This window comes from Nocardioides aquaticus, assembly GCF_018459925.1.
Lineage (GTDB): Bacteria > Actinomycetota > Actinomycetes > Propionibacteriales > Nocardioidaceae > Nocardioides > Nocardioides aquaticus.
In genome coordinates this window covers 3,139,654-3,163,896 of record NZ_CP075371.1, presented here as the reverse complement: position 1 = coordinate 3,163,896, position 24,243 = coordinate 3,139,654, and the positions used below count along the sequence as shown (strand labels likewise).

Annotated in this window: 26 protein-coding genes; 9 read left to right on the top strand and 17 right to left on the bottom strand. The window is 69.4% G+C overall.

The features are described from left to right. Positions 1-9: 9 nt before the first annotated feature. Genes ENKNEFLB_RS15330 through ENKNEFLB_RS15320 form a run of 3 tightly spaced genes read right to left on the bottom strand, consistent with a single transcriptional unit; the run spans position 10 to position 2,536 of the window. Entirely contained in the window at positions 10-831 is an 822-nt protein-coding gene (locus ENKNEFLB_RS15330; RefSeq protein WP_214056194.1) for a sulfite exporter TauE/SafE family protein, read from the bottom strand. Then, positions 828-2,201 carry an MBL fold metallo-hydrolase gene (locus tag ENKNEFLB_RS15325; protein ID WP_214056193.1) on the bottom strand — a complete coding sequence of 458 codons (1,374 nt, stop codon included), beginning with the start codon at positions 2,199-2,201 and terminating at the stop codon, positions 828-830. Before ENKNEFLB_RS15325 ends, ENKNEFLB_RS15330 begins: the two co-directional genes overlap by 4 nt. Next, positions 2,198-2,536: a rhodanese-like domain-containing protein gene (locus ENKNEFLB_RS15320; RefSeq protein WP_214056192.1), complete on the bottom strand. Its 339-nt coding sequence runs from the start codon at positions 2,534-2,536 to the stop codon at positions 2,198-2,200. Before ENKNEFLB_RS15320 ends, ENKNEFLB_RS15325 begins: the two co-directional genes overlap by 4 nt. 196 nt (positions 2,537-2,732) lie before the next feature. Between ENKNEFLB_RS15320 and ENKNEFLB_RS15315 the strand changes: the two genes are divergently transcribed. After that, entirely contained in the window at positions 2,733-3,149 is a 417-nt protein-coding gene (locus ENKNEFLB_RS15315) for a BLUF domain-containing protein (RefSeq protein ID WP_214056191.1), read from the top strand. A gap of 137 nt (positions 3,150-3,286) precedes the next feature. Here the strand turns inward: ENKNEFLB_RS15315 and ENKNEFLB_RS15310 are convergent, their stop codons facing one another. Beyond that, positions 3,287-4,093 carry a thermonuclease family protein gene (locus tag ENKNEFLB_RS15310; RefSeq protein WP_214056190.1) on the bottom strand — a complete coding sequence of 269 codons (807 nt, stop codon included), beginning with the start codon at positions 4,091-4,093 and terminating at the stop codon, positions 3,287-3,289. Positions 4,094-4,330: 237 nt separating this feature from the next. Between ENKNEFLB_RS15310 and ENKNEFLB_RS15305 the strand changes: the two genes are divergently transcribed. Beyond that, positions 4,331-4,558 carry an excalibur calcium-binding domain-containing protein gene (locus tag ENKNEFLB_RS15305; protein WP_214056189.1) on the top strand — a complete coding sequence of 76 codons (228 nt, stop codon included), beginning with the start codon at positions 4,331-4,333 and terminating at the stop codon, positions 4,556-4,558. Positions 4,559-5,177: 619 nt separating this feature from the next. Here the strand turns inward: ENKNEFLB_RS15305 and ENKNEFLB_RS15300 are convergent. The 3 genes from ENKNEFLB_RS15300 to ENKNEFLB_RS15290 all read right to left on the bottom strand — a co-directional run bounded on the left by ENKNEFLB_RS15300 (position 5,178) and on the right by ENKNEFLB_RS15290 (position 6,654). Next, positions 5,178-5,636 carry a VOC family protein gene (locus ENKNEFLB_RS15300; protein ID WP_056888940.1) on the bottom strand — a complete coding sequence of 153 codons (459 nt, stop codon included), beginning with the start codon at positions 5,634-5,636 and terminating at the stop codon, positions 5,178-5,180. A gap of 113 nt (positions 5,637-5,749) precedes the next feature. After that, positions 5,750-6,241, bottom strand: a complete 492-nt coding sequence (locus ENKNEFLB_RS15295; RefSeq protein WP_068119904.1) for a luciferase domain-containing protein — start codon at positions 6,239-6,241, stop codon at positions 5,750-5,752. After that, positions 6,238-6,654, bottom strand: coding sequence for a DoxX family protein (locus ENKNEFLB_RS15290; RefSeq protein WP_214056188.1), 417 nt, complete (start codon positions 6,652-6,654; stop codon positions 6,238-6,240). The genes ENKNEFLB_RS15295 and ENKNEFLB_RS15290 overlap by 4 nt, the downstream gene beginning before the upstream one ends. A gap of 119 nt (positions 6,655-6,773) precedes the next feature. Between ENKNEFLB_RS15290 and ENKNEFLB_RS15285 the strand changes: the two genes are divergently transcribed. Next, the gene (locus tag ENKNEFLB_RS15285; protein WP_214056187.1) at positions 6,774-7,133 is read left to right on the top strand and encodes a winged helix-turn-helix transcriptional regulator; all 360 of its coding nucleotides are present in this window, start codon (positions 6,774-6,776) and stop codon (positions 7,131-7,133) included. A 359-nt stretch (positions 7,134-7,492) separates the two neighbouring features. Here ENKNEFLB_RS15285 and ENKNEFLB_RS15280 read toward each other — a convergent pair whose 3' ends face one another. From ENKNEFLB_RS15280 to ENKNEFLB_RS15265, 4 genes are all read right to left on the bottom strand, one after another. Further along, positions 7,493-8,131, bottom strand: a complete 639-nt coding sequence (locus tag ENKNEFLB_RS15280) for a maleylpyruvate isomerase family mycothiol-dependent enzyme (protein ID WP_107766947.1) — start codon at positions 8,129-8,131, stop codon at positions 7,493-7,495. A 124-nt stretch (positions 8,132-8,255) separates the two neighbouring features. Next, complete coding sequence (locus ENKNEFLB_RS15275) at positions 8,256-8,741, bottom strand: PaaI family thioesterase (RefSeq protein ID WP_214056186.1); 486 nt, start codon at positions 8,739-8,741, stop codon at positions 8,256-8,258. After that, entirely contained in the window at positions 8,734-9,303 is a 570-nt protein-coding gene (locus ENKNEFLB_RS15270; RefSeq protein WP_214056185.1) for a TetR/AcrR family transcriptional regulator, read from the bottom strand. Before ENKNEFLB_RS15270 ends, ENKNEFLB_RS15275 begins: the two co-directional genes overlap by 8 nt. Before the next feature lie 315 nt (positions 9,304-9,618). Next, positions 9,619-9,990, bottom strand: a complete 372-nt coding sequence (locus tag ENKNEFLB_RS15265; RefSeq protein WP_199907606.1) for a winged helix-turn-helix transcriptional regulator — start codon at positions 9,988-9,990, stop codon at positions 9,619-9,621. 210 nt (positions 9,991-10,200) lie between these two features. On the opposite strand from ENKNEFLB_RS15265, the gene ENKNEFLB_RS15260 reads away from it, so the two are divergent. Both ENKNEFLB_RS15260 and ENKNEFLB_RS22930 read left to right on the top strand, forming a co-directional pair. Beyond that, positions 10,201-10,626 (top strand): DoxX family protein, encoded by a 426-nt coding sequence (locus ENKNEFLB_RS15260; RefSeq protein WP_214056184.1) that lies wholly within the window; start codon positions 10,201-10,203, stop codon positions 10,624-10,626. Positions 10,627-10,680: 54 nt separating this feature from the next. Then, on the top strand, positions 10,681-10,803 hold the full coding sequence (locus tag ENKNEFLB_RS22930) for a redoxin domain-containing protein (RefSeq protein WP_275955896.1): 123 nt from the start codon (positions 10,681-10,683) through the stop codon (positions 10,801-10,803). A gap of 363 nt (positions 10,804-11,166) precedes the next feature. Here ENKNEFLB_RS22930 and ENKNEFLB_RS15250 read toward each other — a convergent pair whose 3' ends face one another. The 3 genes from ENKNEFLB_RS15250 to ENKNEFLB_RS15240 all read right to left on the bottom strand — a co-directional run bounded on the left by ENKNEFLB_RS15250 (position 11,167) and on the right by ENKNEFLB_RS15240 (position 14,121). Continuing rightward, positions 11,167-12,858: an MDR family MFS transporter gene (locus ENKNEFLB_RS15250; protein ID WP_214056183.1), complete on the bottom strand. Its 1,692-nt coding sequence runs from the start codon at positions 12,856-12,858 to the stop codon at positions 11,167-11,169. Beyond that, positions 12,855-13,313, bottom strand: a complete 459-nt coding sequence (locus ENKNEFLB_RS15245) for a MarR family winged helix-turn-helix transcriptional regulator (RefSeq protein ID WP_214056182.1) — start codon at positions 13,311-13,313, stop codon at positions 12,855-12,857. The genes ENKNEFLB_RS15250 and ENKNEFLB_RS15245 overlap by 4 nt, the downstream gene beginning before the upstream one ends. 208 nt (positions 13,314-13,521) lie before the next feature. Continuing rightward, entirely contained in the window at positions 13,522-14,121 is a 600-nt protein-coding gene (locus ENKNEFLB_RS15240) for a TetR/AcrR family transcriptional regulator (protein WP_214056181.1), read from the bottom strand. Between the two features lie 1,285 nt (positions 14,122-15,406). Here ENKNEFLB_RS15240 and ENKNEFLB_RS15235 point away from each other — a divergent pair. Then, a complete protein-coding gene (locus ENKNEFLB_RS15235; protein WP_214056180.1) occupies positions 15,407-15,910 on the top strand; it encodes a GbsR/MarR family transcriptional regulator in 504 nt (167 codons plus the stop codon). Positions 15,911-16,003: 93 nt separating this feature from the next. Here the strand turns inward: ENKNEFLB_RS15235 and ENKNEFLB_RS15230 are convergent, their stop codons facing one another. After that, positions 16,004-18,343: an MMPL family transporter gene (locus ENKNEFLB_RS15230; RefSeq protein ID WP_214056179.1), complete on the bottom strand. Its 2,340-nt coding sequence runs from the start codon at positions 18,341-18,343 to the stop codon at positions 16,004-16,006. 37 nt (positions 18,344-18,380) lie between these two features. Then, on the bottom strand, positions 18,381-18,971 hold the full coding sequence (locus ENKNEFLB_RS15225; RefSeq protein WP_214056178.1) for a TetR/AcrR family transcriptional regulator: 591 nt from the start codon (positions 18,969-18,971) through the stop codon (positions 18,381-18,383). Between the two features lie 196 nt (positions 18,972-19,167). Here ENKNEFLB_RS15225 and ENKNEFLB_RS15220 point away from each other — a divergent pair, with 196 nt between their 5' ends. The 3 genes from ENKNEFLB_RS15220 to ENKNEFLB_RS15210 all read left to right on the top strand — a co-directional run bounded on the left by ENKNEFLB_RS15220 (position 19,168) and on the right by ENKNEFLB_RS15210 (position 23,323). Beyond that, a complete protein-coding gene (locus tag ENKNEFLB_RS15220) occupies positions 19,168-19,650 on the top strand; it encodes a MarR family winged helix-turn-helix transcriptional regulator (protein WP_056888927.1) in 483 nt (160 codons plus the stop codon). 1,107 nt (positions 19,651-20,757) lie between these two features. Next, positions 20,758-21,729, top strand: coding sequence for a TetR/AcrR family transcriptional regulator (locus ENKNEFLB_RS15215; RefSeq protein ID WP_214056177.1), 972 nt, complete (start codon positions 20,758-20,760; stop codon positions 21,727-21,729). Then, the gene (locus ENKNEFLB_RS15210; RefSeq protein ID WP_246535575.1) at positions 21,722-23,323 is read left to right on the top strand and encodes an MFS transporter; all 1,602 of its coding nucleotides are present in this window, start codon (positions 21,722-21,724) and stop codon (positions 23,321-23,323) included. Before ENKNEFLB_RS15215 ends, ENKNEFLB_RS15210 begins: the two co-directional genes overlap by 8 nt. 206 nt (positions 23,324-23,529) lie before the next feature. Here ENKNEFLB_RS15210 and ENKNEFLB_RS15205 read toward each other — a convergent pair whose 3' ends face one another. Continuing rightward, positions 23,530-24,231, bottom strand: a complete 702-nt coding sequence (locus ENKNEFLB_RS15205; protein WP_246535574.1) for a DICT sensory domain-containing protein — start codon at positions 24,229-24,231, stop codon at positions 23,530-23,532. Positions 24,232-24,243 lie beyond the last annotated feature (12 nt).

The following is a 24,243-nucleotide window of genomic DNA, read 5'->3' as shown; positions in this document are numbered from 1 at the left end:
GGGTGGGCATCAGAGGAGGGCCGGCAGGGCCCGGGCAGCGGTGTAGCCGGCGACGGCGAGGACGAGGACGGTGAAGGCTGCCGTGAGGTGGCGGGTGTCGACCCGGTGGGCGAGCCGGGCGCCGCCGACGGCGGCCATCGCCGAGGCGAGGGTGAGGACCAGCACCACGCCCCAGTCCGGCGCGGAGCCGACGCCGGCCCGGGTCGCCAGGGCGGCTGCGCTGGTGATCGTGATGACCACCAGCGAGGTGCCGGCGGCGTACCGGACGGGCAGCGCGAGCGCGACCAGCAGTGCGGGGACCACGAGGAACCCGCCGCCCACGCCGAGGAACCCGGTGAGCAGTCCGACGAGGGTGGCGGTGACGAGCACCTTCAGCGCGCGGGGGCAGGCGCAGGCGAAGGTCGGGCTGAAGGTGAGGATCGCGTCGTCCAACGTCGGCCGTGCGGCGTGGGCGGGCCCGTCGACGTCGCGGGGGAGCAGTCGCCACGCCATCAGCGCGCCGACCAGCAGCATCAGCACGGCGAAGGCGGCGAGCAGCACGTCCTCGTCGGCGTGCGCCGAGGCCTTCGCCCCGAGGACGGCGCCCCCGGTGGCCACGAGCCCGAAGGTCGCGCCCCGGGCGAGCAGGACGGTCCCTGCCCGGTGGGCGGCGACCGCCCCGATCAGCGAGGTCGTCCCGACGACCACCAGCGAGCCGGTCGTGGCCTGGGCGGGGGACTGGTCGAGCAGGTAGACCAGGACCGGCACGGCCAGGATGGAGCCGCCGCCGCCGAGCGCGCCCAGGCTGAGCCCGATCGACGCGCCGGCGAGGACGGCGAGGGCCAGGGTCACGCCGAGGGTCCGACGAGGTGCAGCCCCACGGCCTCGGCGTGGGCGAACGAGTCGTCGATGGCGACCGGTCGGCGACCACGGGCGTCGAGCATCGAGGCGGCGATCGAGGCGCGGTAGCCACCGGCGCAGTGCACCCAGACCTCGCCGGTGGGGACCTCGTCGAGGCGGGCCCAGAGCTCGTGGAGGGGGACGTTGAGGGCGCCCTGGATCGCGGCGGCGTCGTGCTCCTCCGTACGGCGCACGTCGAGGACCACGACGTCGCGGTGGTGGCGGACCTGGGCGAGGTCGGCGAAGGTCGCGGTCGCGAACCCCGTCGGCTCGCCGACGGTCCAGTCGGCCGGTGAGCCCGTCGCGTGGGCGGCGGGGCGGTCGATGCCGATCCGGACCAGCTCGCGCTGCGCCTCGGCGACGTCGTCGGCGGTCGAGCCGAGCAGCGTGACCGGGGTGCCCCACGGGATGAGCCAGCCGAGGTACGTCGCAAAGCCGCCGTCGAGCCCGAAGTTCAGCGTGCCGGGCGCGTGCCCGGCCGCGAACGCGGTGCGGTCGCGCAGGTCGACGACCCACTCGCCGGCCTCGAGGCGTCGGCGCAGCTCCGTCGCGTCGGCCCGCTCCGGGGGACTGAGGTCGGGTGCTGCGGGCCCCGCGGCGTTGGCCGGGGCCATGTGGGCGTAGTAGGCCGGCCAGGCACCGAGGCCCGCGAGCAGGTCGCGTACGTAGGTCTCCTCGTCCTGGGTGAGGACCGGGTTGGTCCGACGCTCCCGACCGATCGTCGAGGACGTCGCGTCGGACTGGGTGGCCGAGCAGAACGAGCCGAAGCCGTGCGTGGGGAACACCGCGGCGTCGTCGGGCAGCAGCGCGGCCAGCCGGTGTGCCGAGGCGTGCTGGTGGTGGACCAGCGCGTCGGTGTGGTCGTGGCCGAGCAGGTCGGGACGGCCGGTGGCGCCGAAGAGCAGCGAGCCGCCGGAGAAGACGCCCACGTCGGTGCCCGTGGCGCTGTCCCGCAGGGCGAACGACAGGTGGGTGTAGGTGTGTCCCGGAGTGGCCAGCGCGGTGAGCAGCATCCGGTCGCCGACCTCGACCTTCTCGCCGTCGGTGACGGGCGTGCGGTCGAAGGTGACGTCGTCGGCGCCGTTGACGAGGTACGCCGCCCCGGTCGCCTCGGCGAGCGCGAACCCGCCGGTGACGTAGTCGTTGTGGAGGTGGGTCTCGAGCACGTGCGTGAGGCGTACGTCGTGCTCGGCGAGCAGGGCCAGCACCCGGTCGATGTCGCGCTGCGGGTCGACGACGAAGGCGACCTCGCCGTCGTGGACGAGGTAGCTGCGGTCGCCGAGGGTCGGGGTCTCGACCGGGACGACGGTCAGGGCGCTCATCGGGTCCCTCCCGCCCCGGTGCCGACCGCCGCGCCGCGGACCACGGGGCGCCCGGAGCGGAGCCAGGCGCTGGTGCCGCCGACGACGTCGACAGCCTCGAAGCCCTGCGCGAGCAGCACCTCGGTCATCGCCGCACTGCGGTTGCCGCTGGCGCAGATCACGTGCACGGGCGAGGTGCGGTCGAGCTCGTCGAGCCGGGAGGTCAGCCGTCCCATCGGGATGTTCACCGCCCCCGGGACGTGGGCCTCGGCGTACTCGGTGCTCTCGCGGACGTCGACGAGCGTCGCGCCCTCGTCGAGCGCCGCGGCGAGCTGGTCGATGTCGATCTCACGCATGGGGGTGTCCTTCCTGGTCCGGCAGGAGTGTTCGGTAACCCCCAGGGGGGTTATACGAAGGACGGTAGCAGAACCCCCCAGGGGGTTCCCAGCCGAGGTGGTCGCCCCGGTCTGGCCGTTCTGCTGCGCGGGTCCGGGCGCGCGGGCGAGGATGCGCTCTCACCCGCTGCCGTCCAGGAGAAGGTCCAGACCACCGATGCGCTCGCTCACCTACGTCAGCTCCGCCCGTATGCAGTGGAGCGAGGGGGAGCTCGAGGAGCTCCTCGCCTCGGCCCGGGCGTGGAACGACGCGCGGGGACTGACCGGGATGCTGCTCTACAGCGGCGGCAACTTCATTCAGGCCGTCGAGGGCCCCGACGAGCAGGTCGCGCAGGTCTTCGACCGGATCGGCGCCGACCAGCGGCACCGGGGCCTGCTGGTGGTGCTGGACGAGCAGGTCGAGGAGCGGGTGTTCCCGGGCTGGACGATGGGCTTCCGGCGCGCGGACGCCGCCGGCCTCGGGCTCGAGGGGCACACCGACTTCCTGCGGGACCCGGCCGGTGCGGCCGGTGCGGGCGCCGCCGGCACGGCGCCGATGGTCGTGCTGGACAGCTTCCGGGCGACGATGCGCTGAGTGGTGCCGGCCGCGCCCGGTCCGCTCGTGTCATGAGATGCAGGTGTGCAGGGCTCCGGGACCTGCACCTGGTGACACGAGTGGGAGAAGGCCGCCTCGGGCGGGCTCGGTGACCACATCGGTCGCCGACGGGCCGGCTACTCGCAGGCGACGCCGTCGCCGTCGGCGTCCAGGGCGTGCGGGTCGGTGCCCGAGACGGAGACGGGCCCGTCGACGTCGGGACAGTCGACGTCGGGCGGGTAGACCGGTACGCAGGGTGAGTATCCGGCCGCGCAGTCCCCGGCGGGTGCTGCGGGTGCCGGGGTGGACGGTGTGGGGGCTGCTCGGGCGCAGCGAGCCCGGGGGGTGTCCCGGTCGGCCGCGATGTAGGCGGGCTCTCGTCGGTGGAACCCGTAGCCGTCGCGGGAGTCGTAGCGGGCGACGGCGCGACCGTTCTTGATCAGGCGCAGGCCCGCGTCGGTGGTGCCGATGTTCACGTAGCGCAGCAGCCGGCCGTAGCGGTCGGTGTCCTCGTCCGACATCGTCAGGGTGACGTTCCTGCCCTCGACCAGGCGCACGAGGTTGGCCGTGGCCTCGTCGAAGCCGCACTCGCCGCGCTCGGGGGTGTCGATGCCGACCAGCCGCACGCCGTCGCCGTTCCCCAGCTCCAGGGTGTCGCCGTCGATGACTCGGGCGACGAGGAAGGTGGGTCGGGGCCTGGGGGTGGCGGTCGGGCTGGGTGCCGGGGGAGGAGCGGTACGACGCGGCGTGCCTGGCCGGGTCCTCGGCTGCGGCTCTGCGGACCGCTCCGCTGCGTCCGCCCCGGCCTCGCCGCGTGCGGCGCGGTCGCCCGACGACGAGGCCCGCTCCGGGCGCCCGCCGTCCTCGACCGAGCACCCGGTGGCGACGGCGGTCACCGCGGTCACCGTGACCGCCAGCGCGCGCCAGCTCCACTCGTGCCTCACGTGGCCCACTGCGCGGTTCGCATGGCGCTCATCCTGCAGCCGACGGGGGGACGGGGGAGGAGCTTTGCCCGGAGCGCGGTGGGAACCCGTACGCCTCGTCGGTCCGGGCAACATCGCGCTGTGGCCGTCGTCCGGCGACCTACGGTGCGCGGACATCCTCGACCAGCTGGAGTCCTCGGGTTCACCAAGGCCAAGTCCGCCCTGCTCGCCGCCACTATCGTGGTCAGCCCCCTCGCCGTGACCGCCATGACCGCCGCCCCGGCGCACGCGGCGAAGAAGTACTCGAACTGCGACGCGCTGCACCGCGACTTCAAGTACGGCGTGGCCAGGTCCAAGGCCGCCGCCCAGAAGCAGGTCCGGGACGGCTACCACCGGCCCGCGTACGGCGACCGGGCGCGCGCCGTCTACCGGACGAACAACGGCCCGCTGGACCGCGACGACGACGGCACGGCCTGCGAGGCCTGACCTGCCGTCGCGGGGCATCCGCGCCCCGGCGGTACGTTCGTGGGTCGTGCCACCGGCGTGTCGCCCCACAGTCGTACCGCTGGAGTCGGCCGCGGGCGCGGGGCGGACGTACGGAGGCCCCGCCGAGCAGTGCTCGGCGGGGCCTCGTCGTGGACGTGACTCAGATGTCGTAGTACTGACTGACTGACCCATGCTGACCTGCGCAAACGTCGGAGTTGAGGAACTATTTGTACCACGCTTGTAACGAGTCATGACCTGGACGCAGCCCCGCGGAGTGGGCATTGCTAGCCAACTCTGCCGCTTATTGGAGTCCCTGGGCGAATCGCCCCCTGTGACCTCGCCAGGCACAACGCCCTTCAACACCTCCGACGCCAAGCGGCTTGATACAGGGCCGCTGATGCCCGATAGCTTTCGCTCGGAGACGACAGGGTCTGCGAGGGGTCACAAGGTCACGTGAGACAGCACAGCGACCGGCCGCGGACAATGAGCGACAAGGCCGCCGGGCGGGGAACTCACAGCGCTCAAGGCTGACCCGGCAAACGTGGCGACCCGGTCGCAGGCTGGGTGACGTGCGCTCGTGTGCGGCTGGTGCCGCGATGCTTCAGGCATTCAGGGAAGGTCAGAGGCGTAGCGGACGGATCGGGGCGAAGACCAACGAGGGGTCGGCGAGCCATTCCTCGGTCGGGATCACGTCGACGTAGAGCTCGATCTCGTGCCCATCGGGGTCGGCGATGTAGAGCGAGTGGGTGATCGTGTGGTCGCTGGCGCCCTTGATGTCTACTCCGTGCTCGGTGAGGTGCTGCACGACCTCGCGCAGCTCGTCGTCGCTGTCGCCGACTTTCAGGCCGAAGTGGTACAGGCCCAGCCGGGGTCCCGGGGGCATCGCCGCCGCGGCGGAGCCCACCTCGATGAGCAGCAGCTCGTGGTGGGTACGGCCGGAGGAGAACGCCGCCGCGGGGACCGGCAGTGGCACCTCCCCGCGGACCTCATCCCAGCCGAGCACGTCTCGGTAGAACCGCCGTGAGCGCTCCAGGTCCCGGACGTAGAGCACCAGGTGGCCAAGCTCGTGGATGCGCATGATGGTCGACTCCGATCTTCGTTCGGGCTGGGCCTAAGCCAGCTTCGTTCGGCTGGGCGCGGGTCCGACCGGCCCGGATGCCGGGCACACCGGTCCTCTGTCATGATGACCGGTCAGGCCGGGGCGTCCCTCGCGTACTCAAAGGACGCGGTCACGATCTGGGAGACTACCTCTGCCTCCTCCTCGTCGCGGGGTGCGTAGACCATCACGGCACCGGAGGTGATCAGGCCGCGGCGGGCGACCGGGTGCAGCTCTGCCCAGCCTGCCTGGATCAGGCCGGAAGCAACATCGGGCGGTACTACCAGGTGCAGGGACTGGTCCGGTGCGGGGTGCAGGTGGGCGAACTCGGTGCCGATCATGAAGGCCTCGGGTGGCCCATGCGCGGCCTCCGGCGGCAGGGTCAGGGCGCGGGCTCCCGGCACCGAGATCATGCTGGGGCGCCAGACCACCCCCGGCAACTGAGCGAGCCGCTTCTCCAGCAGGCTGCGCGGCCGATCGTCGTGAGGCTGTTGGTCGAGCTGGGTGTGCGGATTGCTCGGCGTGGTGCGCGGCCTGACACCGCCTCGAGCGGGGAGGTCGGCCAGGTCTGCCAGCGAGCCGGTCACGGCGTGAGCACCGAGCCGGGCACCAGCGGGTCGAGCTCGTCGCCCGGGGAGGCGAAGAAGGCGAACAGGGCAAGCGCGGCGCCCGTGAGGGATAGCTCCTTGAGGGACTGGGTCTGCGCGTTCACCTTGCTCGCAGGGTCGGTCTCGCGCCAGAAGTCGTGCATCAGCGACGCTGTCGGCACCAGAAAGCCGACCAGCAGTAGGGCCCCCAGGTCGGGCCAGACACCGACGGCCACCATGAGGCCACCAAGAATGATGACCGCGCCGGAGATGTCCACCATCAGCCCGGCTGCCGGAATACACTTGCTGACCGCGTAGCCGGCCATCATCTCGCGCTGGCTGAAGTGAGCTATCCCGGCGCCCAGGAACAGCAGCGCGAAAAGGATCCGGACGATGAGAACCAGAACGTCCATGAGAGCTCCCTGGTGTCCATTCCTTACTTACTCTTTGTAAGTGACTCTAGGACTACCATTCCGGGAACGGCATGGCAAGGGTTCTGGGAGCCGGCGTCGACGAAAGGGGGTTGGAGAGCGTGGACGAGAGGGAGAACTACTGTCCGGTCTTTCACCGCGCGGTCGAGCTGATTGGGCGGCGCTGGAACGGCCCGATCATCCGCGCACTGCTCGACGGAGCAGAGCGCTTTGGTGAGATCCGCTCGAGAATTCCGGGGCTCACGGACCGGCTGCTCGCCCAACGGCTTCGCGAGCTGGAGCGCGAGGGTGTGGTGCAGCGTGTCACGGCGGCCGCTGGACCTGTGCCGCGCTACATGCTGACGCCCAAGGGCCAGTCGCTGACGCCGGTGATCGAGTCCATAGCCCAGTGGGCTGCCATGTGGGGTGGCCTCCCGGATCCGCACCACATGGCGATCCTCGACAGTCAGAGGGAGAACTGATGGTCAACTTGTCTGGACCATGGGCGCGTTGACGGGACTTCGCGCTGGCACGGACGGTGAACACGACGCCTGCAGGTGTGGCTCCCGCCGGCGTGTCGTATCGCGGGCTCGCTCACACCGGATTGCCCGTGAGTGTTCAACGGACCTTGCCGAGCGCTGTTGAACAGCCCGCTGAAGGGAATGGGTTCGCTGGTCGTAAGTGCCCGGGAGTCGACCCGTTTCGCCAGTTCGCGAAGTGATGGAAGTACGGAAGACCGCGCTCTGGCAGATCCAGGCCCTTCTCCGGCCTAGTTCGCTACCCCCAAGGACCATTCGGTATGACCACGGCGTCACTGCGGTCGCGCGTCATCGTCTGGACCTCACTTTTGCGCTGACCACTCGGCGAAGGAGCGCGTTGCGTCGGCTGAGCCCTGAATCCCGATGTCCGCAGCCTGGCGCCTTCCGAAAGCGTGCAGGACGAGCTCGAGGGGCGCGCCCGAGAGGACGACTCCGCTCGAGTGCTTACCGATCGCGGTGAGCGCGCTGTCGTCCGGTTCGAGCCGGACAGCGACGGGCGCCTTCCGGTAGGCCCTCGTGAGGATCGGCCTTGCACGGCGCCAGAGCTCCCGGACCTCCTCCTCGTGGAGCGTGCGACGCGGCACCGGACCGGATCCGCGGCGCAGGTCCTCGTGGTGGACGACGTACTCGAGGAGATTCAAGGTCTCATCGAACCGACCCATCAACGAGTGTCGGGATGGTCCTGCCTCCAACGTGTCGACCAGGGCGGCATATCCGTGGGGGCTGCCGGCCTTGGTGACCAGCGACCGCATGAAGCGCTCCTCGCCCGGCGAGTTGGTGGTCACCTGGTCCCAGATGTTGCGCAGGATCGCGTGCTCGCGCTGGACCACATGTGCGAGTAGGTGTCGCGTCGTCCACCCGTCACAGAGCGTCGGCGCATCGGGATCTGCATCGCGGAAACTAGCTGCGAAGGAGCGGCGTTCCTTCGCGACCCAGGTCATGTCACTTCCCACCCTTCACCATGTGTCGATGGATGCTGACCAGCCAGACGTTCCTAAGGCGCCGTCTCCCGTGGCCCGTTGTCGAGGGGGGCGATCGCTTGGTTGCCCCCCTCGACCCTTGCGGTCATTGCCGTTCCCGGGTGAAGTGATCGATGCCCACCGCGACGAACACCGCCGTTGATGTTCCTACTACGGACCCACCAGGCCCGGCGATGCTGGCGACGAGGAACAACTTTCGCCCCTCGTGGCGCTGCACTTGTGCCTGCAGTCGGTAGGAGATGCCGATCATCACTGGAGCTCGATACTCGACCGTCAACTGGCGCGTGACGGCTGGTGTCCCGACGAGGTAGAGCAGGAATCCGTAAAGGTCGTCGATGACCGTGGCGACTGCGCCGCCGTGGGCGATGCCGGGAGCGCCGACGTGCCGGTTGTCGAAGGTGTGGTCGGCCACGACGCCGTCGCCATGGCGGCGAACCTGGAGGTGATGGCCGTGCGGGTTGTCGGGTCCGCAGCCAAGGCACTGCTCGTGGTGGGGCGGCAGGTCGACTCCTTCCCGGTGCGGGCGGAACTTCTCAGCCCACGTGGCAAGCATCGATGGCAGGTCAGTCATGGGATGGACGGCCTCTCAGGAGTTGGGCCCAGGCGGCGAGGACCTGCTCTTGGCGGTGGCCTGGGTGGGAGGTGAGCAGGCCGCTGACCCCCCTGCCGAGGAGGAGGTCGAGGGTGAGTCGGATCTTGACCGGGTCGGCGGTGAGGTAGGTGCGACAGATCTGCGCAAGCTCGTCGTTGACGCGCTCCTCGGCTGGGATCAACTGGGCTCGCAGATCGGGATGTGAGCGTGCGGCCACCCACAGTTCCAGGGTGGCGGCGTACAGCGGACCCGAAAGCGCCTCTGCCAGCAGCCCGAGCGCAGCCTCTTGCGGCTCGATCCGACTCCGAGGCCGCTTCGCCCCTTGAGTCGTGGCCGGGGACAGGTCGGCCAACGCCTCGCGCACCCGCCGCAGGCGCTTCTGCGCCAGATGCTCAACCGCCGCGACCACCAGCTGGTCTCGGGTCCCGAAGTGGTGCAGCTGTGCGCCTCGTGACAAGCCGGCCTTCTCGGCCACCGCGGCACTGGTGGTGCCGGTGTAGCCCAGCTCGACCAGGCACGCCACGGTGGCCTCCAGCAGCACGCGACGAGTGGCTGCGGAGCGTTCCTCCTGTCGCCTGGCTTGGGTGGGCACACTGAGACCTTACATGCATGCGCGAATGTATGTAAGACGGGTATGGATCGCCGCTGCACGGTGATAGCGCGTTCGCGAGGCAGGTGAGGCCATGGGAGGGTTCTTACGGACTATCCGCATCGGATGGCGGGCCACTGCGGCGCGGGCGGGTTGCGTGACCCCTCACCGAGTGGGCCGGATTCTGCTGGGTCGAGTCGCCCTAGCGGTCGCTAACGACGTGAGCGGCGCGGCCCCACCCTAGGTACACCTAGGGTGGGGCTGGATTCAGCGGTCGTTGCCGGCGTCGGATTGATGCCCGGTGTCATCCCTCCATCGCGTGGTCCAGTCCAAGATCGCGTGGAGCGCGGGCACGAGCGCCTGCGCCGCCTCGGTCGGGGCATAGCCGACCAGGCCCGATTCCGTGGTGGTGTGACGCTCGAGGAGTCCCTCGGCCTCGAGCCGGCGCAGCCGGTCGCACAGCAGCCGATCCGAGACGCCAGGAACGGCGACGCGGATGTCGCTGAACCGCCGAGATCCCGAGAGCACTGCGAGCAGGATGCTGCCCGTCCATCTGCCACCGATAAGCTCCAGCGCTTGCTGCAGGCCGAGGCAGTGGCCGGGCGGCCATTGTCCGGAGGTGCCGCTCTGCTCGGTCACCCGTCCATCATGACGTTTCGGTTCGTCGCGAGGAACCTTTCGGTCGGACAACCACGCTCGCTGGAGTCATGTCGCGGCCACGACGGACACATCCCAGAGTACTTACGAGAAGTACTTACTATTCGTACGTCTCTGATCTAGGATGGAGGAGTTGGGGCAGGCGGCCGTCGTCCTGCTCCGCACCCGGCGTGGAAGGTCTGGTGGCTGAGCGTGGACGTAGTCGTGTTGGTGGGGCGCATCCTGTTCGCCATGTTGTTCTTGATGTCGGGATTCGGGCACCTGACCCAGACCAAGATGATGGCTCAGTACACCGCCTCTCGCGGGGTTCCCCAGGCGCTCGCCCCGGCAGCGGTCTTCGGGACGGGGCTGCTGATCGTGGCCGGCGCACTGATGGTCCTGCTGGGCGCCTGGGGCGACCTGGGCGCCCTGTTCCTGGTGGTCTTCCTGGTTCCCACGGCCGTGATCATGCACGGCCCCTGGGGCGTCGAAGATCCTCAGCAGCGGATGATGGAACAGACCCAGTTCCTCAAGGACCTGGCGCTGGCCGGGGCGGCGCTGATGGTGCTGGTCCTGTTCGGCTGGGCCGGCCCGGACCTGGGCCTCACCCTGACCGACCCGCTGTTCGACCTCGACTGAGCCCGCCGTTGCACCACGACCCGACCGAAGCGCCCGGACCGGAGGGAGTCGTCGATGACTGGGCTGCGAGTCGGTGACCTTGCCCCGGACTTCGAACTGTCCGACCAGCATGAGACTCCGGTCCGGTTGAGTCGGCTGCTCGCGGCCGGGCCGGTGGTGTTGTTCTTCTACCCGTAGGCGATGAGTCGAGGCTGCACCGCGGAAAGCTGCCATTTCCGTGACCTGGCTGGGAAGTCGAGGCGGCCGGTGCGACCAGGGTCGGGATCAGCCGCGACTCCGTGGCTCGTCAGCGTCAGTTCGCCGCCGAGCATGACCTGGGGTATCGGTTGCTCTCCGACGCCGAGGGGCCGTGGCTGCCGCCTACGGTGCGCAGCGGAATCTTCCCGGGTTGCCGCCGCGGCGGAGCACCTTCGTGATCGGCTCCGACCAGCGCGTGCGGGGAGTGATCCGTAGTGAGCTGCGGATGGAGGCCCATGCGGACGAGGCGCTGCGCATCCTCGCGGTCGACGGGGGCGCGGACGCCGGGGGGACCGGGCCTGCCTAGCGACGGTGGGGTGGTCTCTCCGGGGGCGGGGGGTTCTCGGGCCGTGGGGCGTCTTCGTCGTCGGTGAGATGTGCGTCGGGGTCGACGGAGGTCTCGAACGCGGCGGCGAGGTCCTCGCCCGAGGTGTGTCCCCGGGTCTCGCGGAGCGGGGTCTCTCGCAGGAACAGCAGGATGAGGAAGCCGAGGATCGCGAACGGTACGGCGGCGAGGAACGTGGTCTGTAGCGCCTCGGCGAACCCGGTGGTGACCGCGAGGTGGATGGGCTCGGGCAGCGCCGCGATCTGTTCGGGGCTGCCCTGGGTGGCCGAGCCGGCGGGCATCTGGTCGGCGCTCACCCCGGCCGCCGTCAGCTGCGCGGGGATGGTGTCGCGGAGCCGGTGGGTGAGCAGTGCGCCGAAGACGGCGACTCCCATCGCACCGCCCAGGGAGCGGAAGAACGTGGCTCCGGAGGTGGCGACGCCGAGGTCGGCGTGGGGCACCGCATTCTGGGTCGCCAGCACGAGGACCTGCATCACCATGCCGATGCCGGCGCCGGTGATGAACATGAAAACGCCGGCCAGCCACAGCGAGGTGTCCACTGACAGCCGGCTCATCAGCGTCAGGCCGACGGCGGCGACCAGCAGGCCGACGACGGGGAAGATCTTGTAGCGGCCGGTGCGGGTGATCAGCCGCCCCGATCCGATGGAGGTGGCCAGCAGGCCGACCATCAGCGGAAGGGTCAGCAGGCCGGAGGCGGTGGGGGACTCGCCCTTGACGATCTGCAGGTACTGCGGCAAGAAGATGATGGCGCCGAACATGGCGACCCCGACGACGAAGCCGGCCAGGCTGGTGATGACGAAGGTGTGGTTGGCGAACAGCCGCGGCGGCATGATCGGTTCGTCGGCCCGGCGCTCCTGCCAGACCGTGAGCGCCAGCATGGTTAGAGCTACCGCGGTCAACCCGTAGGTCCAGGCCGAGTTCCAGGCGAACTCCTTCCCGCCGAGCGAGAGCATTAGCAGCAGCGCGCTGATCCCGGCGACGATGAAGAACGCCCCCAGCCAGTCGATAGCGTGCCGGCGGCGTGGGAACGGAAGCTTCAGGACGCGTTCGGTCACCACCAGGGCCACGATGCCGATGGGGATCCCGACCCAGAAGGTCCATCGCCACGAGAGGTGCTCGACCAGGAAGCCACCCAGCAGGGGCCCGGCGACGGTGGCCAGGCCGAAGACCGAGCCGATGTAGCCCTGGTAGCGGCCGCGTTCGCGGGGACTGACGACGTCGCCGATGATCGCCTGGGACAGTGCCATCAGCCCGCCGACGCCGAGTCCCATCACGGCCCGGGACCCCACCAGCTGCCCCATGTTCTGGGCGAACCCGGCGGCGAGTGAGGAGACCAGGAAGATCCCGATCGCGGACTGGAACATGATCTTGCGGCCGTACAGGTCCGACAGCTTGCCCCAGATGGGAGTGGAGGCGGTCGAGGTCAACAGGGTGGCCGAGACGACCCAGGCCAGCTGGTCCTGACCGCCGAGCTCACCGACGATGGTGGGCAGCGCGGTGGCCACGATCGTCTGGGACAGGGCGGCGACCAGCATGCCGAGCATGAGCCCGACCAGGACGGTGAGGATCTGCCGGTGCGTCAGCTCCGGCATCACCTGCTCGCCGGGTGCCCCGGGGGCACCGGCTCCGGGGGAGGATGCCGTACTCATCGCTGGCCCCCTTCCGCGGTGTGCGGATCCCCGGTCAGATGCTCGTCGAGGCCGGCGTTGAACGCGGCGAGCAGGGACGCGAAGCGCGCCAGATCCTCGGGCGACCACGACCGCAGCAGGTCCCGGACGACGCCGCGTCGTTCCGCCCGCGTCGTCGTCAACACGCCTCGGCCTCGATCGGTGAGCCGCAGCCGGAGAGCGCGCCGGTCATCGGCGTCCGGTTCGCGCGTGACCAGGCCGGCCTGCTCTAGGGCCGCGACCTGTCGGCTGATCGTCGAGGCGTCCAGGTGGAAGTGCGCTGCGAGCTCACTGGACCGCAGTGGGCCGGTGTCATGGAGCCACGCGAGGATCCCGTAGGCGGCCCTCTCCACGACCTGCTCTGTCGGGCCGCCGCGCAAGTGCACCTTCTGGGCACGACGCACCAACAGGGTTAGCTCCTGCTCGATGGACTCCACCGAGGCCAGGTCGGTCTCCGATCCAACTGATTGCATGTACCAACCATAACGCTTTTGGCGACGGCGAGCGCACCCACCCGTGAAGTCTCGCGTGGCCAGAGCCCGGAGCGACGCCGGGATAAGCGCTACTGCTCCAGGTGTAGCGGCACAGCAGTTCCACCCGATGCAGATCGCAAGTGGGCGATGTGTGGGGACGGCCGGACGCCAGTCAGGGGATGTCGCCAACCAAGTAGCGCTGCAACGTGGGAGCAAGCGCGGCCACCAGCTCGTCCTGGCTTGCAGAGGTCAGATCCTCGAGGCCGACGACGTGGCGAGCCAAGGCGAGGCCAAGGATCTGCGACATCACGAGCGCGGCGCGCAATGGCGCCTGCGCGACCCCGAGCTGGGACACGACCGGTTCCAGCAGCTCAGTGGTGAACTTCTCGCCAACCTTGCGAGCGGTGTCGGCTTCGACCGCCGCGGTGCGGATGGTTCCGAGGATGCGCTCTCGCCGGCCCGTATCATCGAGTGCCTCGATCACCAGTCTTGCCAAGCGCTCGCCGACGAGCCTCGGGTCCCCGTCCAGGAGTCGAGCCATGAGCGCGGACGAATCAGAAAAAGGGTTGACGACTTCGTCGAACAACTCTCGTTTCGAGCCGAAGAAATACGCCACGAGGGCGGCATCCACGCCCGCCTGTGCTGCGACCGCCCTCAGCGTGACGCGATCGTAGCCTCCAGCGGCGAACTGCTCGCGGGCTGCCCGAGCTATCTCCTCGCGTGTCGAACTGTGCCCCGGCCGGCGCCCTGGTCGTCCTGGGACCGGGCTCACGGCCGCCGCTCCACTGCCGCCGTTCCACCAGAAGGTTGCTCCATACCCCACCTGCCTAGCTTTTCCGTCCAAAGGCCGCCGTCGAAGGGCTGGGGGCTCGGAGAGCGGACACGCGCCGTGGCGTGGCACTCCTCATGAAGTCCAGCCTGTGCGTCGCTGGTCAGCGACCGCGTCACCGCCTCGAGGCCGGTGCCGTCATCCTGACAGTGTCGGACGATGGTGCTCAAAGGGCAACGAGGCCGCATAGGTGGTCCCCACGACATCGGGGCAACGACGACTCAAAGCGGAGACGACACTGCTGGGGTGCGCCGATTCTTGGTGGTTTCCCGAACTCGCTCAGCCAGACGCGGCAACGCCCGGCGATGAACGCCATCGGTATCCAACAGCATGCCAGTGCAGGGGAGGCGTAGCGCCGTGGGCGGCTGGACCCTCTGCATCTACCCTTTTCCTCCTATGTATTTCGGCGTAGGCTGGCACCGACCGCTACCTACGGGTGATCGCGATCCCCGGGTTCGGCCGCCACGGCTGGAGGTGGGTGAGGTGACATACGGGAATCCGTACGGCCCGGCATGGCAACAGCTGGGGAGCGCCCTGTGGGATGTCTTGGCAGTCGTGTGGTGGACGCTGGTGGCTGGCAGCGTCGCGTTCGGTGCATGCTGGTGCATGGGGCAGTTCATGTATACGGAGTGGGTTCGCGACCATCCTGCGCCCCGCCTGCGGTTCTTGGCCGAACGCAGGCTGCGTCGAGACATCGCCCGCGGGCTGGGCGACCTTGAGGAGTACCTCCGCGAACGCAATGCAGCGCAGCTCGACGACGGGCCTGCCCGTTCCGGCCGGTCCCGGACCTGGAGGCGCCGGGGCTGGCACAGACCTTGAAACAGGCCCCGACAGCCCGAACGGCTCCAGGATCTGCGGTTCGCAGGCGGTTATCTGAGGGCTGCCCCGAATCCCGGACCGTTCGACGGCTGGGACCACGGTCGGCCGTGCCTGGTTCGGGAGGCCGACGCCACCACGCCGGCTCGCGGCCAATCGGCCCGGGGGTTGCTGGAGCGCCCGGGGAAGAAAGCCACACGAAGGGGCGGAGCTCCTTCCCGTGGGGGAGTTGGACGCGCAGCATCTCAGGTGACGCGGAGGATGCATGCTCCGGCCGCCTCCGGACGCCCGGCGTCCGCGACCGCGCCAGACACGGACAATCCCGGGTGCGGTCACGCTATCGACGCCACGCCGAGACCCCAGCGGGCCGCGATCGGTATCCCAACGGGCACACGCGGATGGGCCTGGCTCGATGAGCGATGCTGAGCAGATGATGCCGAGCCGCTGGCAGGACGAGAGCGAGGCGCTGCTTCGCGTGGTCGAGCGCATTGCCCTGATCCTGAACGAAGCCGGGATCCCACGGATGCCCGCCAGGGTGTTGGCCTACATGCTCGCCGTCGACGCTGACCGCTACTCCGCCGCCGCGCTCGCGGACGGGGTCCGGGTCAGTCCGGCCGCAATCTCCGGGGCCGTGCGCTATCTCACCGCGACACGGATGGTGGTCAAGGAGAGGGAACCCGGGAGGAGGGCGGAGTTCTACCGGGTCTGTGAGGGCGACGTGTGCGGCGTGACCGTGGCCGCCTGGATCCCGGTTCTCAAGCAGTGGGAGTCCGTGGTGGAGTCCGCCGCCGTCGAGCTGGGCGCGCGCGGCGGTGGCCACCGATTGGCCGAGGCGACGGAGTTCATTGCGTTCCTGCGCGGCGAGACGGAGGGCATGCTCGGGCGCTGGGTCGAGTGCCGCCGCGATCTTGGATGAGCGATCCTCGGTGATCGAGGCGCCAGGGGTTGGTGGTCGATCGCGTTCGGGCCTTGGCGGTAGACCGGGGCGGCTCTGGACGCTCCAGTCGGGTCAGTTGCGGACCTCGATGCTTTGTCGGTCGGTGGCCTCGGCCTGCTGGTTGAGCATGGTCAGCAGCTTGTCGCCCTCGATGTCGAGGTCGGGCAGCTGGCGGTCGAGCCAGCGGGGCAGCCACCATCCTCGCTCGTCGAAGACGGCCATGAGGGCCGGGACGAGGGTCAGCCGGACGATGAAGGCGTCGATGAGGATGCCGGCGGCCAGCGCGAAGCCGATCTGCTTGATCATGATGTCGTGGCTGAAGATGAAGCCGGAGAAGACCGCGACCATGATGATGGCGGCTGCGACGACGACGCGGCTGGCCTGGTCGAACCCGTGGACGACGCTCTGGCGGGCTGGCTGGCCGTGGATGTGCGCCTCGCGCATGGAGGAGACCAGGAAGACCTCGTAGTCCATGGCGAGGCCGTAGAGGATGCCGGTCACGATGATCGGCATGAAGCTCATGAGCGGGCCGCCGGTGTCGAACCCGAAGAGGCTGCTGAGCCAGCCCCACTGGAAGACGGCTGTGGTGGCGCCGAAGGTGGCCAGGATGCTGAGCAGGAAGCCGGCCGTGGCCTTGATCGGGACGATGATTGAGCGGAAGACCAGCATCAGGATCAGGACGGACAGGACGATGATGATGGCGAGGTAGAGCGGTAGGACGTCGGCGAGCTTGTCGGACATGTCGATGCCGATGGCGGTGAACCCGGTGACGCCGAGCTCCACCTCATTGGTCTGGGCGATGTCGTTGTCGGGCTCGCGCAGCGACTTCACGAGGTCGCTGGTGGCCTCGTCGCTGGGGCCGGAGGTGGGGATGACGCTGAACACGGCCAGGTCGCCGGCCTCGTTGACGCCGACGGGCGCGGCCAGCACGATGTCGTCTCGGCCCTGGAACTCGGCGAGGAGTTTCGCGGTCAGCTCGGGAGTGACGCGGTCTGTGGAGCCGGTGGGCTCTGCGGTGACCAGGAGGGGGCCGTTGAATCCCTCACCGAAGCCCTGGGAGACGGCCTCGTAGCTCTGCCGGGCAGCGGTGTCCTGGTTCGCGGTCGCACCGGTTGGGATCCCCAGGTTCATGCTGGCAGCGGGGATCGCCATCACGCCCAGGATCGCGACCACTCCTGCGACGACGGGCCACCGGAACCTGATCACGCCCTTGACCCAGTGGTCGGCGACACTGTGGGACTCCGCCTCCACCTTGGCGCGGCGCCGGGATCGGGCCTTGTCGGAGCAGATCCGCTCCCCGACCAGCCCCAACAGCGCGGGCAGCAGGGTCAGGGCGATGAGCACGGCCAGGGCGACCGTGGACGCCGCGACCAGTGCCATCGTGGACAGCATGGCGATGCCGATCACGGTCAAAGCGGTCAGCGCGATGAGGACGGTCAGGCCGGCGAAGAACACGGCACTGCCCGCGGTGCCGACCGCTCTGCCCGCTGCCTCCTGCGCGCTGAGTCCCCGATCGAGAATCAGCCGTCGCTGCCGGTTGACGACGAACAGCGCATAGTCGATGCCGACGGCGAGGCCGACCATGAGGCCGAGGACGGGGGTGGCGGAGTTCATCTCGACGGCCGTGGAGAGCGCGTACGCGCCACCCACGCCGATGCCGACGCCGACCAGCGCGGTGATCAGGGGCAGACCGGCCGCGATAAGCGAACCCAGGGTGAGCACCAGCACGAGAGCGGCGACGGCGAGACCGATCACCTCACCAATACCGACCGGGATCTCGATGGCCTTGAGCGAGTCGCTCGGGAGCACGGTGATCCCGGTTCCCTGCTCGGCACGCTCCACCACCTCGACCACCGAGGTGACGTCGTCATCGGTCAACGAGGTCGAGGCGACCGTGAACTGGAACTGGAACAGCGCGACCTGCCCGTCCGAGGACACCAACACGCCCGGCACCGGGGCCCCGTCCACCACCAGCGGCTGGTAGGGAGGCGCCTGCCCCTGCTCCGACCCGGCTGGGGGATCGGCCGGTGCACCTTCCTGATCAGTGCCCGGTCCGCCCTGCTCCCCGGCACCCAGAGCGGCGTCCAGGGGGTTCACGACCTTCTCCAGGTCATAGACGTCGCTGACGGTGCCGCTGATCACCGCAAGACGCTCCGGCGTGTCGAGGCGCTCACCGCCCGGCACAGTGAACACGACGCTGGCCTGGCCTCCCGACGCCGCGGGAAGCTCATCGGCCACGCGGTCGAGCACGGTCTGGGCCTCGGTGCCCTCGATCTTCATCTCGGAGCTGACGTTCACCCCGTTGATGGCCACGGCACCGATGACCGCGGCGAGGACCGCCACCCAACCGGCGATGAACAGCCACGGCCGGCCGAATGCGGTTCGTCCGAGCCGGTACAAGAATGTGGACATGGGTTGTGGGTCTCCTTGAGGGGCGGGGCGGCGGTGGCTAGAGGCCGTGGCGCAGGTAGTCGAAGGTGAGGTCGAGGAACGAGGCGTAGTCCATCGATGCGGGGGTGGCGTCGTTCTCGCCGTCCAGGTGCACGTCGAGAGTTCCCTCCAAGGCGGCCATCACGGCGCCATAGACGGCGCCGAACAGCAGTGGCACGTAGATGGCGGGATAGCGGTCCCCGGCTGCGGATCCCAGGAGTTCTTGGGCGGTGTGGCGCATGCGTTGCTGAACGCTGAGGACGTAGGGCTCGAGGGTTGGGTACTGCCGTGCCATGGCCATCAGCTCGCGCATCCTCACCAAGGTGTCCGCGGTGAACTGATCCCTCATGACGGACAACAGGGCATCGAGCAGTGGCAGGTCTTCTGGCAGGTCGGCGAGGATCGCGCTGGCGTCGTCGACACCCCCGAACGCGACCGCGGCGACGGCCTCCTCCTTGCAGGAGAAGTGGTTCGCGAAGGTGCGCCGGGAGTAGCCCGCCCGCTCCACGACGTCCGCAGTGACAAACCCGAACAGCCCGCGCTCACGGGTCAGCTCGAAGGCCGCCTCAGCCAGCGCCTGTGCCGTCGCCTCCCGCTTGAGGTCCCGCAACCCACGATCCACTCCCTCAGTATGACCGGGCCTGCCCAATGAGCAACATTGCCCAGTGAGCACGCAGACATTCGCCCGACGCCTTGCTGAGCGGTAGCCGCCGCCGGCGGCCGGTAGCGTGACGGCACACGCGACTGCCGATCCGCCTTCGGCGGCCGGTCCTGTCAGTCGGCGGCATCGACCTAGGGGAGCGCGTATGGGTGCTGATGGCGAAGCGGTCGGCGTCGACCGCGCACGGAACCAGACGACGACTGACGGGGAACAGTTCGCCGATGCGGTGCTGGCCCTGCTCGCAGTCGCTCGAAGGACCAGGGGCCGACTTCAGCCGCTTTTCGACGACGTCACCGTGCCACAGCTGGTGCTGCTGGACGCCGTGCAGGCTTGCGGTCGCGAGGGCATCGCCGCCATCTCGGCATACACGCTGCTGAGCCAACCCACGGTGACCCAACAGGCCGCCGGGCTGGAAGCGGCCGGCCTGCTGCGCCGCATCCCAGCCGCGGACGATCGACGCCGACGCGTACTCACGCTCACCGAACGCGGGGAGCAGCTCCTGGCCGCCAAGCGCGGCCTGGTTGCCGACCGGTTGGCGGTGGCCTGGACATCCCTCACCGCCGAGGAGCAGTCGATCGCGGTCCCGCTGCTGCGTCACATCATTGATCTTGTCTCGGAACTTGCCTGAGTCACGATTGCCCGTTTCATTCCTATGTAGCTCGGCGTAGTGTCAGCCCCGCGTCTTCGTTACGCACTTGGCCGCCGCCGGACCTACCGTCTTGCCCGGCCAGTCCGGGAGAGGGCTGTGCGTTCTGCGGACCTCCACGGGACTCGGATGGCACTACCTGGCCGGAACCTTCCTCGACGTGATTCGCTACCTCGTGTGGTGGCTCGTCGGTGGCCTCCTTGCCGGTGGAAGCTGCTGGTACGTGGGCGCCAACGTGTACGAGAACGGGTGTGCGAAACGCCGGCTCCCCGAGTCAGGTTGGCGGCTGAGCTGCGGCTACGACGAGACGTACGTCGGGGCTGTCGCGTGCTCGAGGATTACCTCGCCAGGCAAGAAACTCACGGGAGTCGGACGGAAGGCCGGCCTCAGAACCGATCGGCTCAGCCTCAACGGTGGATCGGCAACTCCCACCCGCTCTCGCGAAGGACTCACTGGCGCCGACGCGCTGATGAATAGGCCCCCCACCAGAAGTGCTCCAACAGGATGCCCGAGATCAGGATTCCCACCATGGTGCCTGCTCCCGAGACGCCTTGCCCGGATCGCGACGGCCTGCGGTCGCCGCGCGTCGGGGAAGGCATCGACCAGGGCCGAGAGAGTCGCCGGCATCACCGCGGAGGCGCCGATACCTGCCAGGCCTCGCAGCGCAATGGGGGGTCCCCGGCTGCTCCACCAGCCCGGACGCCAGCGATGCGACAGCGAACAAGGGTAGGCTCGCAACCTATGTCGACGTCCCCACCGGTCGGCTGCGATCCCGATCGATAGCAGCAACGCCGCAGAGGCCAGGGGCTTAGACGTTCACCACCCACGTCAGCTCGGTCTGCGTGGCCCGGTGCTCTCGGCGATGTCCGGTAGCGCGAGCGAGAGGGAGGACGCGGCACCGATCACCAGAGCGAGGTCCACACACATCGTCACCACAGGCGGTCAAGTCACCGCGTCCGGCCGGCGGAGAAGTAGTCACTGGCATTATCGGATACAAGGCGTCGGCCTCGGGGACAGCAACGCGAGGGCTCGGGTGTCGGGCCAGGACGCGAGGCGCCCTGTGGGGGAGTGCTCCTTGGAGACCTCACGATGGTCTCCTCGACGGCCAGCGTGCGGCGGAGGACGTCGATCGGGGGGCTCGAGCGCGATCAGCTCGCCGCACCGCAGTCCGGCCTCGATCAGGGTCTCGACCATCAGCCGGTGCTGGGCGGGCAGCGCGGGAGACGCTCGTACTCGCCCGGGGTACGGGTGCGGGCCTTAGCAGCGATCACCTGGGTAGCTCGGTCGGTGTGGTCGCAAGGTTTGAGGTCATTCTCGGACTGTGGACTAGATGGGCCCGCGAGATCTTTCTCGTTCGCGGGAATTCCGCTGACCTGCTTGCAGTTGTGGCTGAAACGAAACTGTTCCGTTTCGACCGAGCATCAGGAGACACCCCGCGTGACACCACAAGAGGCGGCCGTCCGGCCCCGCATCGAAGGTGAGCGCGAGCAGGAGATCCTGCTCGCGACGCTCGACGTGCTAGCCGAGGTCGGCTACGACCGTCTCACCATGGACGCCGTCGCGTCTCGCGCGAAGGCCTCCAAGGCCACCCTCTACCGCCGGTGGCACTCGAAGGCTGAGCTGGTGATTGAGGCCGTCATGCTCCACAAGGGCCCGGCCACCTCGCCTGACACCGGTAGCTTCCGCCAGGACCTCATCGAGATGAGCTGCGGGGCTGGCGGCCTCACCGACGCGAAGCCGCTCGGGATGCTGGCCAGCATCATCACCGCGCTCAACCTCGACGACGAGTTCGCCGAGCGATTTCGGCGCGACTTCATCGGACCCAAGGTGGCCATCGGTCGACTCGTCTACGAGCGAGCACAGGCCCGCGGCGAGATCCGCGCCGACCTGGACATCGACCTGGTGACACCGGCGCTGGCCGGGATGGTCCTGCACCGAATCTTTCTGATGGGCGAGCACGCCACCCCCGACCTGATCACCGCCCTGATCGACCAGATCATCATCCCGGCCTGCCGCCCGCAAACCCACACCCCCGCGAAGACAAGGAACCGTCTTGACTGACATCGACCGCGCCACCCCACCCGACGCGGCCCGCATGGCCGCCCCACAGCGCGAGCTCCACCTCGGCTGGGCTCTGGTCCTCATCTCGATCGCCCAACTGATGGTCGTCCTCGATGCCACCATCGCGAACATCGCGCTGCCCTACATCCAGGTCGACCTCAACATCAGCAACGCCAACTTGACGTGGATCGTCACCGGCTACGCCCTGGCGTTCGGCAGCCTGCTGCTGCTTGGCGGCCGCCTCGGTGACCTCTACGGCCGCCGCAAGGTGTTCATGATCGGCCTCGGCATCTTCGCGGTCGCCTCCCTGCTCGGCGGGCTCGCGACCAACGAGCCGCTGCTGCTCGCCGCCCGTGGCCTGCAGGGCCTCGGTGCCGCGCTCGCCTCCCCGGCCGCCCTGGCGCTGATCACCACCACGTTCCCCGCAGGCCCCGCCCGCAACCGGGCCTTCGCGGTGTATGCCGCGATGTCCGGCGCGGGTGCGGCCGTCGGTCTGATCCTCGGTGGCTGGCTGACCGGCACGTCGCCGGAGCTCTTCGGCATGGTGGTCGACGGCTGGCGCCTCACCTTCTTGATCAACGTGCCGATCGGCCTCGGTGCCGCCGCCCTGGCGCCGCGCTTCCTCAACGAGTCCGAGTCGCACCCGGGCGAGCTCGACCTGCCCGGCGCCGTCACTGGCACCCTGGCGCTGGTCGGCATCGTCTACGGCCTGTCCCGCGCCGGCACCGAGGGGTGGAGCGACGCGATCACCGTCGCCAGCCTGGTGGTCGGCGTGGCGCTGCTGGTCGTCTTCGGGCTGGTCGAGAGCCGGGTGGCGCACCCGCTGCTCCCGTTCCGGATCTTCACCAACCGAACCCGGGCGTCGAGCTTCGTGGCGATGTTCCTCGCGCCCGCGGCGATGTTCGCGATGTTCTACTTCCTGAGCCAGTACCTGCAGAACGTCATGGGCTACAGCCCGCTCAAGACCGGTGTCGCGTTCCTGCCGTTCACGGTGGGCATCGTGTTCGGGGCCGGTCTGGCCTCCAACCTGGTGAACCGGATCGACCCCCGCTACATCTCGGGAGTCGGCACGCTGCTCGCCGCGGGCGCCCTGTTCGGCTTCTCCCGGATCCCATTCGACACCCAGTTCCCGGTGAGCGACGTGACGGGGACTTATGTCGCCAACATCCTGCCGTACACCGTCTTGATGGCGGTCGGCATGGGCCTGACGTTCGTGCCAGTCACCCTGACGGCGGTCCACCACCTCCGCTCGGAGGAGTCCGGCATCGGGTCCGGGGTGCTCAACACGATGCAGCAGGTCGGCGGCGCGCTCGGCCTCTCAGTGCTGGCCACGGTCGCCACACAGACGTTCACCGACCGGGGCGCCGAGCTGGCCCGGGCCGGCGCCGCTGCGGGCGGCGAGGCCCCGTCAGCGGAGGTCATGCAGCGGATGCAGGTCCTCGTCCAGCAGCAGATCTTTACTGAGGGCTCGACCCAGGCTTTCCTGGTCGGCTCGATCCTGATGCTCGCGGCATCCGCGGTGATCTGGATCTTCCTCGACGTGAAGCACCAGGAACTGGCCACCGACGGCCCCGAGGGCGTCCACGTCGGTTGAGGCAGCCCACTCACTCGTGAGGCGGTCGTCAGCCCGAGAGGTTGGCGGCCGCGTGAATGAATGAGTCCACGGCTGAGTTATCCGTACCAGCCTCGTCGGCCGGCGGTAGCCGAGTCCCGTCGCTGAGCGCGTGTCGCTGACCGCTCGCTGGTTCCGGCACCCGCGTGGTGCGTCCAGCAGTCTCCTGCCGTTTGGCGCCTCGGAGCTCAATGACTGGCGTCGAGGTAGCCCATCATCCGGTTCAGCAACTGCGAGGCTCGGTGCAGGTCGGCCGACGCGGGAGGGGGCTCGTCCGCCAGCAGCGGCAGCCGGCTCGCGCGCCAGTCCGGGCGGTACTCGTCGGCCAGCGCGGTCGCGACCCGGCCGGCGTGCCGTACGGCCTGCGCATCGACCGTCCAGACGACGTCGAAGCGTCGCTGCGCGTCGCGCGTCGTGTCCTGGCCGGGTCGCTCGACCGCGGCCATGCACGCCGGGAGGTCGTCGGCGTCGCACACCAGCAACCACTCGCGGTTGAGCGGCGCCTCCCGGGGCAGCGCCACCTCGGTGAGGGCGCCGGGGCGTGACAGTGAGGGCTCGGCGAGGGCAGCGAAGACGACGGCGGCGCGCGCGGTGCGGGCGAGCTCGGTCCAGCGGGCGCGCGCCTGCTCGAGGAACATCGCGCGCTGGAACCCGCCGAAGAGCACCGGTTCCTCCGCGCGGGCGCAGCACTCGTCCTCGATGGCATGGCTCAGCGCGACCAGGGTCGCCTTGGACAACCGCTGCGGGATGAGCTCGGGGTGGCGGCGGCGGAGCTCGGCGTACACCGACCGCGACCGCAGGGCGAGCGATGGGGGGCCGTCCGTCCCGACGCGCCGTACGGCGGCCCCGAGAGCGAGCCCGGCGGTGCGGTGTCGGAGGACCTCGAGCACGGCGGCGACGTC